Below are 14,037 nucleotides of genomic sequence, written 5' to 3'. Positions count from 1 at the left end.
AGTTTTGATGACGTTTGGAAAAAATGTCGTCGATTGCTTTCGACCTCTTACAGGCTCATCTCTCGCAAATTGAATCTGCCCAATACAACTGAGCTAAGAGATCTTGAATTTTACTAAACAATGGCAGATTCCCTTGGCGATTGAGTTTGAGTTCATCTTGTACCAGCACGGTTGCAGCATTGACTTTAGGAGCGGCAGGCAATCGAGGTAGATGGGTTTCGGCAATTAAGGCTGTCGATTGTGGGACAACGATCGCTGGCTTTTCTTGCGGCTCAGTCGGTTCATCCCACGGATCAGGGATGGAATAGCGATCGATATCTAACAAGCCGAGAGAGGGTCTGTCTGAAGCAATGTTTAATAACATAATTGCCTCCTCTAAATTGTGATTTCTCCTCATTGCAATCGTAAGCAACAAAGTTGAGGAACTTGTGAGATTTGATCAAATTGGCAATCCTCACAAGTTTCTCAAACTCTTCTCTTACTGTGAACGCAGAGGAAATATCCTGCAATTCCTCAGAGGAGGTATGCTATGACATCGCTGAAATCCTCAAGATTGATTGGCGCGAGTCTACTCGGTCTGGTCTCGTTGGGTGGAATAGGTTATGTGATTTGGCATCTTGTCCAACCTCGTCTCTATCCAACCGATGCCAGCCAACTTTTTCCTACAGCTCAATCGACTGTGGAAGCCACGAGAGAGGTTCTAAGCTGCACCATCACAATGGCAGAAATTGATACACCTCACCCGCCGCTTCCCGTCTATTTTGCTGCCAATAATCCGACGAGTCGGATCGTGGGTCACTTAGACAATCATGCGTTTGTCACGGTGGCAACAGAGCAAAATGGATGGTTCTTGATTCAGAATCCTATGCAAGGCTGGATTCCAAAAACACAGACCCAAAATAGCTGTAATGAAAAAGTCGAATTGGTCAAGTTTAGTCCGAAAGGAGGTCGAAGTGCGATCGCCGATCGATTTGTGGGATCAGGAAGCCACCTTTATCGTGTCCCGCTTACTCAAGGATCAACGCTAACGGTCTCGAATACGCGCGGTGTGTTGCCTTTTGTCCTTGATCCAGACGGAGAAATGTTTGGAAATCCGAAAGAGAGCCAAATTAATTGGACAGGTCAAATTCCACGCACTGGAGTTTACACCTTAGAAATGCTCTCGCAGCATAAAGGCTATCGATATGCTTTTATCGTTTCTGTAAACTAAGAGGATGTTTTAAAAGACAATTGAGGCTGTAAAAAAGCTCTCCGGTCATAAGCTGTAAATACGTAAAAGCACAGCACCGAGAGAGCTACATGAGTAAATCGTATCCCAGTAACCTCACTCCTGCCCAATATGAATTGTTGAGCGACCTGCTACCTGATGCAAAACCAGGGGGACGACCGCGAGAAGTAGACTTATGGGACATTCTCAATGCAATTTTTTATGTTTTAGTCGAAGGAGTGCGGTGGCGAGCGTTACCTGGAGATTTTCCAGCTTGGCAAACGGTCTACACTTACTTTCGTAATTGGCGTAAGGATGGAACCTGGTTGAGCATTCACGACCGTCTCTATCGCTGCATCCGCATCGAAGTCGGGCGCTCTCCGAGCCCATCTGAAGCAATTGTCGATAGCCAAAGCGTGAAAAGTGCGGCAGGAGTGCATGCAGCAATCGGATTTGATGCAGGTAAGGTGATCAAAGGGCGCAAGCGATTCATCACGGTCGATACGCTGGGATTGATCTTACGGGTCTTTGTCACTGCTGCCAGCACCCCAGAACGCGCCGGCGGCAAAACTGTTCTCCAGCGGGTGCGACAACGCGGGAAAGCCGTGTCTCGTCTACACACGATTTGGGTGGATGGCGGCTTCGATGGCTTTCCCTTTATGCACTGGGTGGTCACCATCTGTCGTTGGATTGTCCAAGTGGTCTTACGCCCGGAACAAACCAAAGGCTTTGTCCTGCTCAAAAAGCGATGGGTGGTGGAACGAACTCTGGGCTGGCTGATGCACTGTCGTCGCTTAGTTCGGGATTATGAGTTACTTCCAGAAACTTCAGAGACTTGGATTTACTTAGCAATGATTCGGATCATGGTTAGGAGATTGGCATAAAATTTGACCGACTCCGACTTTTAAAACACCCTCTAAGGCGAAGTTGCTATGCAGTGGAGAGAGTTGGAAACAGTAGATTCTAGTATTCGTTTCGACAATATTGCTGATCTGTACTGGCGATGTACTAGCGTGAACGTTGCCGTAACTGTTCGTCAACTTGCAGTGAGGGGATAATGTATCATGAATGAAATCAATCTTGGCGATCGCGTTGTTATCCAACGACAGAATTTGCAAAGTCTCTTTGCTGCGCTTCAGCAATTGGGATATGAGCTAATTGCTCCGACGATTCGGGAAGCAGCAATTGTTTACGATGCAGTGTCTTCTGTTGAGGATTTGCCGATTGGATGGACTGATGAACAATCCGGCGGAGTCTATCGCCTCAAGCGACGGGAAGATCAGGCGTTGTTTGGCTATGCCGTGGGCGCACATTCGTGGAAGAAATATTTGTTTGCACCCCAGGTTCGACTCTGGCAAGCAGAGCGTAAAGGGCAAGAGATAACGATCCGTGCAGACCAGCCAGACACAACAAAGCGCGCTTTTATTGGTGTGCGATCGTGTGATCTTCATGCGATCGCGATTCAAGATCAAGTCTTTCTGCATGGAGAAGCAGTTGATCCGCACTATCAATCCCGTCGCCACGATAATTTTGTGATTGCGGTGAACTGTGGACAGGCAGGAGGAACCTGTTTCTGTGTGTCCATGCAAACGGGACCGCAAGCTACGAGCGGATTCGATTTGGCATTAACAGAGGTACTCAATCCGACGCATTACTTTGTTGTCGAGATTGGTAGTGAAGCGGGGCGAGACATGCTTCAAGCTGTGCCTCATACGATCGCAACGCCAAATGATCAGGAGATTGCTCAACAGATTGTTGCAGAAACGGCGCAACACATGGGACGCACGATGCCAACTGAGGGCATTAAAGAATTGCTCTACAACAATCTAGAACATCCCCGATGGAATGACGTTGCTTCGCGATGTCTCACCTGTGCGAACTGTACAATGGTCTGTCCGACTTGCTTTTGCTCGACAGTCGAAGATACGACGGATTTAACAGGCGATCATGCTGAGCGCTGGCGAAACTGGGATTCCTGCTTCACGATGGATTTTTCTTATCTGCATGGTGGGAGTGTGCGCGTCAGTACAAAATCTCGCTATCGCCAATGGATGACCCACAAATTAGCTTCGTGGATTGATCAATTTGGCACGTCGGGTTGTGTGGGGTGTGGACGATGTATTACTTGGTGCCCCGTTGGGATTGACATTACGGAAGAAGTAAAAGCCATTCGAGACAGTCAGGAGGTCAAACACGAATGATGACGAACTTGGCACCGTTGTTAAAAGAACATGCTTTTTTTGAGGGGTTGAAGCCCGAGTATATTGAACTCTTGGTTGAATGTGCGTCTAATGTTCGGTTTGAGGCAAATCAACTGATTTTTCGACAAGGGGAAGATGCCGATCGCTTTTATCTAGTGCGACAAGGCAAAGTAGCTATCGAGATTAGTGCACCCGGACAGCCCGCGATCGTGATTAAAACGTTAATGGAACATGATGTCATTGGATGGTCTTGGCTCTTTCCGCCTTACCGCTGGCAATTTGATGCCCGAGCGATGGAACTCACTCGCGCGATCGCACTTGATGGTCGATGCCTGCGAGGGAAATGTGAGTCTGATCCGGTACTCGGTTACGAACTGATGAAACGCTTCTCAGCGATTATGCTCGAAACATTACAAGCGACTCGCCTCCAATTGCTCGATCTCTACAATGTGCCGAGTCGGAGGGCGTAATGATCTTAGAACCGATGCAGCCTCACATCTACCGAGTACGACAAACGCGGAAAGAAACCCATGACACTTTCACGATGGAGCTAGAACCCGCGCAGGGCAATCAACCGTTTTACTTTGCGCCAGGTCAATTCAACATGCTCTATGCTTTTGGGACTGGAGAATGTGCGATTTCTATTAGTGGGAATCCTACTGAGCCAAATAAACTTCTACACACGACTCGGATTGTGGGTAACGTGACGACTGCATTGAGTAAATTGCGTCCGGGTGATTCGATGGGCATTCGAGGTCCGTTTGGCAAGGGATGGGATTTGCAAGCCGCAGAAGGCAATGATGTGGTGTTTGTTGCTGGAGGAATTGGATTAGCTCCCTTGCGTCCCGCGATCGCTTACGTGTTGGCGAATCGAGCTAAGTATGGCAAAGTCGTGCTTTTAATTGGAACGCGCACGCCCCAAGACATTCTATTTCGGCATGATTTGAAGCAGTGGCGATCGCGCCTTGACTTAGAAGTTTTTGTCACGGTCGATCGGGCTGAACCGGGTTGGCAAGGCAATGTAGGAGTCGTAACTGCTTTGATTCGACGTGCGCCTTTTGATCGACTGAATACTGTTGCGATGATTTGTGGTCCTGAAATCATGATGCAGTTTACTGTGATGGAATTGCTCAAACGAGGCGTGAGTCCAGAAAGCATTTACATTACGATGGAACGCAATATGAAATGCGCGATCGGGTTTTGTGGGCATTGCCAGTTAGGACCGACCTTCATTTGCAAAAATGGTCCCGTATTTCGCTATGACCACATCAAATTCTGGTTTGACCAGCGGGAGTTCTAGAGTGATGAAACAGCTACATAAGCCGAAACTTGCTGTTTGGAAATTTGCGTCCTGTGATGGGTGTCAATTGAGCTTGCTCGATTGCGAAGATGAATTGCTAACTGTGGCAGGAGAGATTGAGATTGCCAATTTTATGGAAGCTTCTAGTGCAGTTGTCAAAGGTCCTTATGATTTGTCGCTAGTTGAAGGTTCGATCACCACTCCTCACGATGCAGAGCGAATTCATCAAGTCAGGCGGGCTTCAAAACGACTCGTGACAATTGGCGCTTGTGCAACCTCTGGAGGCATTCAAGCGCTCCGAAATTTCAAAGATGTCAAAGCTTTTACTTCGATTGTTTACGCTAAGCCAGAGTACATTGAAACCTTAAATAAATCGACCGCGATCGCGGATCATGTGTTCGTTGATTTTGAACTTCGAGGCTGTCCGATTAACAAGCATCAATTGCTAGAAGTGATAAGTGCTTTTTTGAGCGATCGTAAACCTGTTATTCCGACCTACAGCGTGTGTATCGAATGTAAGCGGCGTGGAAATGTCTGTGTGATGGTTGCCCACGGAACGCCTTGTATGGGACCTGTGACGCAGGCGGGGTGTAATGCGCTTTGTCCGGCGTACAATCGAGGGTGCTATGGCTGTTACGGTCCGATGGAAAGCCCGAATACGGCTGCATTGAGCCAATGGTGGAAGCAGTTGGGAGTGGACGAAACAGATCTGGTTCGGGCATATCGCACGTTTAATGCCTATGCAGAAGCCTTTCGCAAAGAGAGTGAGCGTCATGAGCAGTAAAACGATCAAAGTCGATTATCTCGCTCGCGTAGAAGGCGAGGGTGCGATGTATGTGAAGATCCGCGATCGTAAAGTGCAAGATGTGCAGCTTAAAATCTTTGAACCTCCTCGATTTTTTGAAGCATTTTTACGCGGACGGCAATACAGCGAAGCTCCTGATATCACGGCTCGAATTTGTGGCATTTGTCCGATCGCGTACATGATGAGTTCGATTCATGCCATGGAAAATATCTTGGGCATTGAAGTCGAAGGTGGATTGCGCGCACTCCGGCGATTGATTTACTGTGGCGAATGGATCGAGAGTCATAGTTTGCATATTTTCATGCTACACGCGCCGGATTTTCTCGGTTACGAGAGTGCCATTCACATGGCGAAGGATTATCCGGAACTTGTGCAGCGGGGCTTAAGACTGAAGAAAATTGGCAATCGAATTCTAGCTTTGATTGGTGGGCGAGAAATTCATCCGATTAACATTCGAGTAGGTGGATTTTATAAGCTACCGACTCGGCAGGAACTACGATCGCTGATTGATGATTTGCAATGGGCGTGTGATGCGGCAGAAGAAACTGCACGATGGGCAGCAACCTTATCCTTTCCTGAGTTTGAGCAAGACTATGAATTTGTTGCGCTTCATCATCCGAATGAATATCCAATGAATCAAGGACGCATCATTTCTAACAAAGGATTAGATATTTCAAATGATCAGTTTTATGAATACATTGAAGAACAGCATAAGCCTCACTCAACTGCTTTACATGCCATCATCAAAGAGCGTGGAGATTATCTCGTAGGTCCGATCGCACGATTTAATCTCAATTTTGACCAACTCACACCCCGCGCTCAAGCGATCGCACATGAAGTTGGGCTACTTCCCATCTGTCGCAATCCATTTCAGAGTATTGTGGTTCGCAGTATTGAAGTACTATTTGCTGTGGAAGAAGCCTTGCGGTTAATTGAAACGTATGAAATGCCCGATCGAGCAGTAGTCGATTATAAGATTCAAGCAGGAGTCGGGCATGGATGTACAGAAGCACCTCGCGGGATTCTCTATCATCGCTACAAGATTGATGAAAAAGGGGACATTCTAGATGCCAAAATTGCGCCACCGACTTCGCAAAATCAAGGCAGGATTGAACATGATCTGTGGCAATTTGTAGAGCAACAGATCGATTTAGCAGATGATCAATTACGATCGCAGTGTGAACAACTGATCCGCAGCTACGATCCTTGTATTTCCTGTTCAACGCATTTTTTGAAGTTAGATGTCGATCGAGCCTAACCCAATGCAAAACATTATGCTGATTGGTGTAGGAAATGAATTTCGACACGATGATGCAGTCGGATTATTGATTTTAAGACAGCTTCGCAATCAGCTTCCAGAAACGATTTCAACGATTGAAGCATCGGGCGAGGGAGCGACATTAATCGAGTTGTGGCAAACCAGCGATACCGTTTATCTATTTGATGCAGTGTCTTCGGGATCTGAAATTGCTACCATTCATCGCATTGATGTTCATACTCAATCGATTCCATCGCAATTTTTCCACTATTCCTCTCATGCGTTTGGAGTAGCAGAAGCAGTTGAACTTGCTCGATCGTTGAATCAACTTCCAAACAAACTCATTCTCTATGGGGTAGAAGGAAGTAACTTTGCAATTGGAATCGGACTGTCAGAAGCAGTCGAGCAAGCTATAGAAACTACCATTCAACAAGTGTTATCAGAATTGGAGATCAACCATGCATGAGGCGAGTTTGATGAGCCATTTAATTCAAACGATTGAAGCGATCGCTCAAGAACAAAACGCGACGAAAATACTTGCTGTTAAAGTTCGATTGGGTGCTTTGTCTCATTTCTCACCTGAACAGTTCACCTATCATTTTGTGATTGCCTCGCAACATACACTGATGGAAAGCGCACGATTGGAAATCGAAACCTCAGATGATTTGACTGATCCGATCGCACAAGACGTTGTTTTAGAAAGCTTAGATATGGAAATCAACGAAGCATTGCAAAGCTAATTCCTCATAGTTTTCTCAAAAATGAACGATAAAAATGGTTTAGAACGATTGCAAATTCAGATTCGAGGTGCAGTTCAAGGGGTTGGATTTCGCCCATTTGTCTATCGTCTTGCTACAAATTTAGGCATGGTTGGATGGGTTAAAAATTCAGCAGAGGGAGTCTGGATCGAGATAGAAGGAACGCGATCGCAGCTTGAGCTTTTTCTGCTCAAACTAGAACAAGAAAAGCCTGTCCATAGCCTGATTCAACAATTACAAGTCTCTGCGCTTGTTCCACTGGGCGACTCTTCTTTTGAAATCTATCCGAGTGTGAGTGGAGAAAAAACGACGATCGTTCTTCCTGACCTTGCTACTTGCTCAGACTGTATCCGAGAACTCTTTGATCCGAACAATCCTCGCTATCGCTACCCATTCATTAACTGCACTCATTGTGGTCCGCGCTTTAGTATTATCAACGCTTTGCCCTACGATCGACCCAACACCAGCATGAATGCGTTTCAGATGTGCGATCGCTGTCGAACTGAATACGAAAATCCGCTCGATCGTCGATTCCATGCTCAACCGATTGCCTGTCCAGAATGTGGTCCTCGTTTGGAATGGTGGGATCATCACGGCAAACGACTAGCATCCGATGAAGCGGCGCTACAAGCAGCAATCCAAGCGATTCAGAACGGACAAATCATTGCAGTCAAAGGGTTAGGTGGATTTCATTTCATGGTGGATGCTCGGAATTCAGACGCGATCGCGACTCTACGACAGCGAAAACATCGACCTGATAAACCCTTTGCAGTCATGTATCCTTCGTTAGCAGCAGTGCAAAAAGACTGTGAGCTTTCTGACTTAGAAGCTCAACTACTCACTGCTTCAGAAGCCCCAATCGTTCTACTTCGTCGTAAAGCAAATCTTAGCGTTCTTGAAACGGTTGCACCGAATAATGCTCACCTTGGTGTTTTACTTCCATACACGCCGCTGCATCATTTATTACTATCCACGTTAAATTTTCCAATTGTTGCAACGAGTGGCAACTTATCGAATGAACCGATTTGTATAGATGAGCGGGAAGCGATTCAGCGTTTATCAGGAATTGCAGATGCGTTTCTAGTTCACAATCGTCCCATTGTTCGTGTTGTTGATGATTCGATTGTGCGAGTGATTGCCGATCGCGAAATGATTCTGCGTCGATCGCGGGGGTATGCTCCGTTACCTATTGCGATCTCCAAGCCTATGCCAACCTGTTTAGCGGTTGGAGGACATCTTAAAAATACGATCGCACTGACAATTGATTCCAATCTGTTTGTCAGTCAACATATCGGAGATTTGGAAAATCAAGCTACTCTACAAGCTTTTGAGCAAGCGATCGACACCTTTGAGCAACTTTATGAGGTTCATCCCGATCTCATTGCTTGTGATGACCATCCTGACTATCTTTCAACTCAGTACGCTCAGCACCGAGGCTCGAAATTTCCATCCAGCCAAATCTTTCCGGTTCAACATCATCATGCTCACATTGCTACCTGTATGGCTGAGAACGGACTAGAAGAAACGGTGTTGGGGGTGGCCTGGGATGGCACAGGCTATGGACTCGATGGGACAATCTGGGGCGGAGAGTTTTTCTTAGCGAATCTGACTGATTTTCAACGGGTAGGACACTTCAAACCTTTTAGACTACTGGGAGGTGAGAAAGCAATTCGAGAACCTCGCAGAGCCGCGATCGCAGTACTTTACGAACTGTGGGGAGAAGCCGCATTCGATCGAACAGATTTAGCCCCTGTTCAAGCATTCAATGCCCAGGAGCGCGACATTCTACAAGCCATGCTCCAGAAGGAACTCAACACACCTTGGACTTCGAGTGCAGGGCGGCTCTTTGATGCAATCTCAGCTTTACTTAACTTAGTGCAAATTTCAACGTTTGAAGGACAAGCAGCAATGGCCTTGGAATTCGCGTTAGACCGTGTCTCAACGGATGAATTTTATCCGTCTGTCATTCATCAGGGCATTTTCGATTGGTCTACGATGATTGAGGAAATCATTTCAGAAATTGAGCAAAAAACATCAGTTGCAATGGTTTCTGCAAAGTTTCATAACACAATGGTCGAAGTCATTCTTCAGTTTGCGCGACAATGGAAGCAAAAGCGCGTTGTCTTGTCTGGAGGATGTTTTCAAAATCGGTACTTCAGCGATCGCACGATTGCCCGTCTCCAAGCAGAAGGCTTCCAACCTTACTGGCATCGGCATATTCCACCCAACGATGGCGGCATTGCTGTTGGACAAGCAATCATTGCTGCATCCCAACTATTAAAGCGTGGCGGTTAAGTATGTGTTTAGCGATTCCAGGAAAAATTCTCAGCATTGAGGGTAATGATCCATTGTTGCGAACGGGTCGAGTTAGCTTTGGTGGAATTGTGAAGGAAGTAAACTTAGCCTTTGTGCCAGATGTCCAGATTGGAGACTATGTGATTGTTCATGCGGGTATTGCGATTAATCAACTCGATACTGCGGTTGCAACCCAATTTTTTGAACACTTAAATCAACTGCGTGACACTCCAGCAGAATTGCCATGAAATATATTGACGAATATCGAACCGCTGAGCTTGCTCAACGCTACACTCAAGCCATCGATCGCATCACGACGCGACCGTGGACAATCATGGAAATCTGCGGCGGACAAACTCATACCATTGTTAAATTTGGCATTGATCAACTGCTACCTCGATCGATCACGCTGATTCATGGTCCAGGATGTCCCGTTTGTGTCACATCTGCTGAATTAATTGATCAAGCTTGTGCGATCGCGGCACTTCCTGATGTCATTTTCTGCTCATTTGGTGACATGCTCCGAGTTCCAGGGAGTCAATACGATTTACTCACGGTGAAAGCTTTGGGAGGAGATGTCCGAATCGTTTATTCGCCGCTGGATGCACTCAACCTTGCTCAAGCGAATCCCGATCGACAAGTTGTATTTTTTGCGGTTGGCTTTGAAACGACGGCTCCAGCAACCGCGATCGCAGTTCATCAAGCCAAACAACAAAACGTTCAGAATTTTTCACTGCTAGTCGCTCATGTCTTAGTGCCTCCCGCGCTCGAATTACTGCTCTCCTCGCCAGAACACAATATTGATGGACTGTTAGCCGCAGGGCATGTTTGTACAGTGATGGGGTACAAAGACTATGAGCCGATCGCGCAAAAGTATCACATTCCGATTGTCGTGACTGGATTCGAGCCTGCCGACATTTTGCAGGGTGTTTATCTCTGTGTTCAGCAATTAGAGGCAGGACAAACAAGGGTCGAAAATCAGTATGCTCGTGCAGTTCAGCGATCAGGCAATCAAATTGCACAACAACTGATGCGAGACGTGTTTACTGTCGTTCCTCGTGACTGGAGAGGAATTGGTACGATCGCTCAAAGTGGCTTAGGGCTGCGAGATCAATATGCCGAATTTGATGTAAATCTTCGATTTCAAGTCTCAGCACAGACATCTCAGTCAGAACAATCTGACTGTATCAGTGGTCTGATTTTGCAAGGAATTCGGAAACCGCAGGAATGTGCTGCCTTTAGAACACGCTGTACACCTGAACATCCTTTGGGCGCACCTATGGTTTCTTCCGAAGGAGCGTGTGCAGCTTACTATTACGCAAGGAGAATGCTATGAAAAATCACACTGAACTGAAGCAAATTGCCAGTCAAATTCTGTCTGGAATGCTGGCAAATCCGCATATTTATGCCACGGTTAGCGATGAAGAAGGGCGCGGACAACAAGAGCAAATTTTGATTCTTACTGCGATCGAGATGGCAGAAAAATTAATCGAAAAGGTAGAAGATCGTGAGTAGTCCTCATTCTCGATCGTGTCCTATGCCGATGCAAAAGTTTTCTCAAATTCTGCTCGCGCATGGCGGAGGAGGACAACTTACGCATCAACTCATTGAGCAATTGTTTATTCCGACCTTTGAAAATACTGCACTGTCTTGTCGCCATGATGGTGCAGTATTAGATGTCCATCATGCTCAAATCGCATTTACAACAGATTCTTATGTCGTTCAGCCGCTCTGTTTTCCGGGTGGCAATATCGGGACATTAGCAGTCAATGGAACCGTCAATGACCTAGCAATGTGTGGCGCACGTCCGCTTTATCTCAGTGCTGGATTCATCTTAGAAGAAGGCTTCTCCATGCCTCTATTGCAAGACATCGTAGACTCAATGCAGCAAGCTGCTCAGACTGCCAAGGTTCAAATCGTGACCGGAGACACAAAAGTTGTCGATCGAGGTCGCGGAGATGGATTATTCATCAATACAGCCGGAATTGGAATCATTGAACATGCCTGCAAAATTGCGCCACAACAAATTCAAGTCGGAGATGTGGTCATCATCAATGGCGATATTGGTCGGCATGGTATAGCAATTATGGCAATGCGAGAAGGATTGAGATTTGAGAGTGCGATCGAGAGTGACTGTGCTGCTTTAATCGATCCAGTGTTTGCTTTACTCGATGCAGAAATTTCTGTGCATTGTTTGCGAGATTTAACCCGAGGAGGATTAGCTAGTGCCTTAATTGAGCTTTCTGAAGGAGCAGCCATGCAGATTCAACTCGATGAAGCTGCAATTCCTATCAGCGGCGAAGTGCAAGGCGCATGTGAAATTTTAGGCTTAGATCCGTTATATGTAGCAAACGAAGGACGCTTTGTCGCTTTTGTTGCGCCCCAAGATGCTGAGCGCGCGATCGCGCTGCTAGAACAACATTCTCCTCATAATCCTCGGATTGTGGGGCATGTTATTCAATCAAATTCTTCCGCTGTGATTTTGAAAAACAAAATCGGAGTAGAACGCATGATCACACGACTGAGTGGAGAGCAGTTACCTAGAATTTGCTAAGTAGGGAGGTGAAATGAATTGGAAGATTGTCGCTCTCGTTGGCGTCCCGCCCTGAACTGGAAGTTCGGGCTAACTGTGCGAAGTGGGTTGAAACCCACTGAAGAGGGCGTTTTCATAGGCTGTTAGTCCCAGAGCGGACTTCGCACTGTTAGCCCCGAATTCATTCCGGGGCGGGTGAGTAACGTAGCGAGAGAACTTGCTGAGCTGATATTGAATTACGCCCATTTACTTAATGGATTTCAGGCAGAGAATTCAGCAGTCTGTCTTTGTCCCTTCACAACTTTCTCAAACTTATCCTCTACTCTCAAACTAGAACGGTCTTCTCTCTTTAGAACATTGTGAAGCCATTTATAAACTGTAGGAACAATATCATGACCCTTGGTGAATCTTCTTACACGATCTCACGCTCGATCACAGTTCAGGAACTTCTCGATCGCTATGCGGCAGGAGAACGTAATTTCAGTGATGTTGTTCTAGAACAGGCTGATCTCAGTGGTTTGTCTTTGGGTGGCATCAATTTGGGACGATCGCACCTGAAAGGCGCAAAATTAACTGATGCCTCTTTGAGTGGAGCTAATTTGAATGAAGTCGATTTGAGTGGAGCCAATCTCGATCGTGCTAATTTGTTTGGCGCATTTCTGAGTGGTGCTAATTTGAATAACACAACGCTCAAAGCGACCAACTTGACCGATGCGGATTTAAGTGGAGCATCCTTAGTTGAAGCTGATTTGAGTGATGCGCTGTTACATGGAATTTGCCTTGCTGAGGCAAATTTACAGAGTGCCAAATTGACGGGAAGTAAAATGTGTGGGGCAAGGCTCTGGAAAGCAGATTTGCGAGGTGCAAATTTGTATGGTGCAGATTTGTGTGATGCGAATTTGTGTGAAGCAAATCTGCAGGACGCAAACTTGAATGCAACTGATACGAGTGAAGCTTCACTGACCAGAACAGTCATGCCCCAGGGCGAAATTCATGAATAGCTATGTTGAAGAGTTCATCTGAAGTGGAGATTTTTAGGGAGTGTTCCACGACAAATTTGATGGGGAGATAGGGGGATAGAGTGAAGGGCTGAAATCGTAAATCATAGTTACTGCTCCCTGTCTCCCCACTCCGTGAAATTAATGGGGTTGACTACTAGGCTCTTTTTGTAATTCTTCAACAGCTTCCATCACATGAGTTGCATACATCAATGAGGGACCTCCACCCATAAAGACTGCAACTCCTAACATTTCCAGAATTTCTTCTTTTGTCGCTCCTGCTTGAAGCGTCGAATGAGTATGAAAGGCAATACAGTCGTCGCAGTGAATTGCTACGGAAATGGCTAAGGCAATCAATTCTTTGGTTTTAGAATCCAGAGCACCAGCAGTGGAGGAAGCTTTACTGAGCGCATAGAAACTCTTCATCACATCCGGGATAGCTGTGGATAGTTTGCCTGTATAGCTCCGGATGTGTTTCATCTGGTCGGTGCAAGAATGCTTGGCGTTCGGGTTGTTTGTGTTCATGACAATTTTCCTAACGATCCAGTCTTTCTCCTTTCATCGTAAGAAGGAACCGAAGATAAAATCTAATCTCCTCAAAGAATTTAACGATCTCATCCTCACAAGTTCCTCATCATTGCCCAGTAACCTGACACTATCGTTCCTCATCATGTACGTGAGG

17 protein-coding genes are annotated in these 14,037 nt (G+C 46.3%); 15 read left to right on the top strand and 2 right to left on the bottom strand.

All coding sequences use genetic code 11. The annotated features are described in order from the left end of the window. Nucleotides 1-55: 55 nt before the first annotated feature. On the bottom strand, nucleotides 56-364 hold the full coding sequence (locus tag ACMUEV_RS03715) for a hypothetical protein (protein ID WP_190648814.1): 309 nt from the start codon (nucleotides 362-364) through the stop codon (nucleotides 56-58). A 165-nt stretch (nucleotides 365-529) separates the two neighbouring features. Between ACMUEV_RS03715 and ACMUEV_RS03710 the strand changes: the two genes are divergently transcribed. The 15 genes from ACMUEV_RS03710 (at nucleotide 530) to ACMUEV_RS03640 (ending at nucleotide 13,358) form a co-directional block, all read left to right on the top strand. Beyond that, the gene (locus tag ACMUEV_RS03710) at nucleotides 530-1,210 is read left to right on the top strand and encodes a hypothetical protein (RefSeq protein WP_190648809.1); all 681 of its coding nucleotides are present in this window, start codon (nucleotides 530-532) and stop codon (nucleotides 1,208-1,210) included. An 89-nt stretch (nucleotides 1,211-1,299) separates the two neighbouring features. Beyond that, nucleotides 1,300-2,091, top strand: a complete 792-nt coding sequence (locus ACMUEV_RS03705; protein WP_415354614.1) for an IS5 family transposase — start codon at nucleotides 1,300-1,302, stop codon at nucleotides 2,089-2,091. Nucleotides 2,092-2,271: 180 nt separating this feature from the next. Next, nucleotides 2,272-3,408, top strand: a complete 1,137-nt coding sequence (locus ACMUEV_RS03700) for a 4Fe-4S dicluster domain-containing protein (RefSeq protein WP_190651734.1) — start codon at nucleotides 2,272-2,274, stop codon at nucleotides 3,406-3,408. Beyond that, nucleotides 3,405-3,878 (top strand): cyclic nucleotide-binding domain-containing protein, encoded by a 474-nt coding sequence (locus ACMUEV_RS03695; protein ID WP_190651736.1) that lies wholly within the window; start codon nucleotides 3,405-3,407, stop codon nucleotides 3,876-3,878. Before ACMUEV_RS03700 ends, ACMUEV_RS03695 begins: the two co-directional genes overlap by 4 nt. Next, on the top strand, nucleotides 3,878-4,708 hold the full coding sequence (locus tag ACMUEV_RS03690; protein WP_190651738.1) for an FAD/NAD(P)-binding protein: 831 nt from the start codon (nucleotides 3,878-3,880) through the stop codon (nucleotides 4,706-4,708). Before ACMUEV_RS03695 ends, ACMUEV_RS03690 begins: the two co-directional genes overlap by 1 nt. A gap of 4 nt (nucleotides 4,709-4,712) precedes the next feature. Next, entirely contained in the window at nucleotides 4,713-5,492 is a 780-nt protein-coding gene (locus tag ACMUEV_RS03685) for an oxidoreductase (protein WP_017290643.1), read from the top strand. Further along, nucleotides 5,482-6,771, top strand: a complete 1,290-nt coding sequence (locus tag ACMUEV_RS03680) for a Ni/Fe hydrogenase subunit alpha (RefSeq protein WP_190651739.1) — start codon at nucleotides 5,482-5,484, stop codon at nucleotides 6,769-6,771. The genes ACMUEV_RS03685 and ACMUEV_RS03680 overlap by 11 nt, the downstream gene beginning before the upstream one ends. Continuing rightward, nucleotides 6,755-7,237, top strand: coding sequence for a hydrogenase maturation protease (locus tag ACMUEV_RS03675; RefSeq protein ID WP_190651740.1), 483 nt, complete (start codon nucleotides 6,755-6,757; stop codon nucleotides 7,235-7,237). Before ACMUEV_RS03680 ends, ACMUEV_RS03675 begins: the two co-directional genes overlap by 17 nt. Further along, nucleotides 7,230-7,511 carry a hydrogenase maturation nickel metallochaperone HypA gene (locus ACMUEV_RS03670; RefSeq protein WP_190651741.1) on the top strand — a complete coding sequence of 94 codons (282 nt, stop codon included), beginning with the start codon at nucleotides 7,230-7,232 and terminating at the stop codon, nucleotides 7,509-7,511. The genes ACMUEV_RS03675 and ACMUEV_RS03670 overlap by 8 nt, the downstream gene beginning before the upstream one ends. 21 nt (nucleotides 7,512-7,532) lie before the next feature. Then, the gene (gene hypF / locus ACMUEV_RS03665; RefSeq protein ID WP_190651742.1) at nucleotides 7,533-9,824 is read left to right on the top strand and encodes a carbamoyltransferase HypF; all 2,292 of its coding nucleotides are present in this window, start codon (nucleotides 7,533-7,535) and stop codon (nucleotides 9,822-9,824) included. 2 nt (nucleotides 9,825-9,826) lie between these two features. Further along, a complete protein-coding gene (locus ACMUEV_RS03660) occupies nucleotides 9,827-10,072 on the top strand; it encodes a HypC/HybG/HupF family hydrogenase formation chaperone (RefSeq protein WP_190651743.1) in 246 nt (81 codons plus the stop codon). Next, a complete protein-coding gene (gene hypD / locus ACMUEV_RS03655) occupies nucleotides 10,069-11,160 on the top strand; it encodes a hydrogenase formation protein HypD (RefSeq protein WP_190651744.1) in 1,092 nt (363 codons plus the stop codon). Before ACMUEV_RS03660 ends, hypD begins: the two co-directional genes overlap by 4 nt. Beyond that, complete coding sequence (locus ACMUEV_RS03650) at nucleotides 11,157-11,339, top strand: hypothetical protein (protein ID WP_017290650.1); 183 nt, start codon at nucleotides 11,157-11,159, stop codon at nucleotides 11,337-11,339. The genes hypD and ACMUEV_RS03650 overlap by 4 nt, the downstream gene beginning before the upstream one ends. Further along, a complete protein-coding gene (gene hypE, locus ACMUEV_RS03645; RefSeq protein WP_415354733.1) occupies nucleotides 11,332-12,378 on the top strand; it encodes a hydrogenase expression/formation protein HypE in 1,047 nt (348 codons plus the stop codon). The genes ACMUEV_RS03650 and hypE overlap by 8 nt, the downstream gene beginning before the upstream one ends. A 371-nt stretch (nucleotides 12,379-12,749) precedes the next feature. After that, nucleotides 12,750-13,358: a pentapeptide repeat-containing protein gene (locus tag ACMUEV_RS03640; protein WP_190651745.1), complete on the top strand. Its 609-nt coding sequence runs from the start codon at nucleotides 12,750-12,752 to the stop codon at nucleotides 13,356-13,358. Nucleotides 13,359-13,496: 138 nt separating this feature from the next. On the opposite strand, the gene ACMUEV_RS03635 is transcribed toward ACMUEV_RS03640, so the two are convergent. Beyond that, nucleotides 13,497-13,880, bottom strand: a complete 384-nt coding sequence (locus tag ACMUEV_RS03635; RefSeq protein WP_242044468.1) for a carboxymuconolactone decarboxylase family protein — start codon at nucleotides 13,878-13,880, stop codon at nucleotides 13,497-13,499. Between the last annotated feature and the right edge of the window lie 157 nt (nucleotides 13,881-14,037).

The sequence above is a fragment of the Leptolyngbya sp. FACHB-1624 genome (assembly GCF_047649235.1).
In the GTDB taxonomy this organism is placed as follows: Bacteria; Cyanobacteriota; Cyanobacteriia; order Leptolyngbyales; family Leptolyngbyaceae; genus Leptolyngbya; species Leptolyngbya boryana.
This window is presented reverse-complemented; position numbering and strand designations above follow the sequence as displayed.

Excerpts from the sequence above, each read along its gene's own strand:
- ACMUEV_RS03715 (WP_190648814.1), bottom strand. The coding sequence starts at position 364 with ATGTTATTAAACATTGCTTCAGACAGACCCTCTCTCGGCTTGTTAGAT.
- ACMUEV_RS03710 (WP_190648809.1), top strand. The coding sequence starts at position 530 with ATGACATCGCTGAAATCCTCAAGATTGATTGGCGCGAGTCTACTCGGT.
- ACMUEV_RS03705 (WP_415354614.1), top strand. The coding sequence starts at position 1,300 with ATGAGTAAATCGTATCCCAGTAACCTCACTCCTGCCCAATATGAATTG.
- ACMUEV_RS03700 (WP_190651734.1), top strand. The coding sequence starts at position 2,272 with ATGAATGAAATCAATCTTGGCGATCGCGTTGTTATCCAACGACAGAAT.
- ACMUEV_RS03695 (WP_190651736.1), top strand. The coding sequence starts at position 3,405 with ATGATGACGAACTTGGCACCGTTGTTAAAAGAACATGCTTTTTTTGAG.
- ACMUEV_RS03690 (WP_190651738.1), top strand. The coding sequence starts at position 3,878 with ATGATCTTAGAACCGATGCAGCCTCACATCTACCGAGTACGACAAACG.
- ACMUEV_RS03685 (WP_017290643.1), top strand. The coding sequence starts at position 4,713 with ATGAAACAGCTACATAAGCCGAAACTTGCTGTTTGGAAATTTGCGTCC.
- ACMUEV_RS03680 (WP_190651739.1), top strand. The coding sequence starts at position 5,482 with ATGAGCAGTAAAACGATCAAAGTCGATTATCTCGCTCGCGTAGAAGGC.
- ACMUEV_RS03675 (WP_190651740.1), top strand. The coding sequence starts at position 6,755 with ATGTCGATCGAGCCTAACCCAATGCAAAACATTATGCTGATTGGTGTA.
- ACMUEV_RS03670 (WP_190651741.1), top strand. The coding sequence starts at position 7,230 with ATGCATGAGGCGAGTTTGATGAGCCATTTAATTCAAACGATTGAAGCG.
- hypF (WP_190651742.1), top strand. The coding sequence starts at position 7,533 with ATGAACGATAAAAATGGTTTAGAACGATTGCAAATTCAGATTCGAGGT.
- ACMUEV_RS03660 (WP_190651743.1), top strand. The coding sequence starts at position 9,827 with ATGTGTTTAGCGATTCCAGGAAAAATTCTCAGCATTGAGGGTAATGAT.
- hypD (WP_190651744.1), top strand. The coding sequence starts at position 10,069 with ATGAAATATATTGACGAATATCGAACCGCTGAGCTTGCTCAACGCTAC.
- ACMUEV_RS03650 (WP_017290650.1), top strand. The coding sequence starts at position 11,157 with ATGAAAAATCACACTGAACTGAAGCAAATTGCCAGTCAAATTCTGTCT.
- ACMUEV_RS03640 (WP_190651745.1), top strand. The coding sequence starts at position 12,750 with ATGACCCTTGGTGAATCTTCTTACACGATCTCACGCTCGATCACAGTT.
- ACMUEV_RS03635 (WP_242044468.1), bottom strand. The coding sequence starts at position 13,880 with ATGAACACAAACAACCCGAACGCCAAGCATTCTTGCACCGACCAGATG.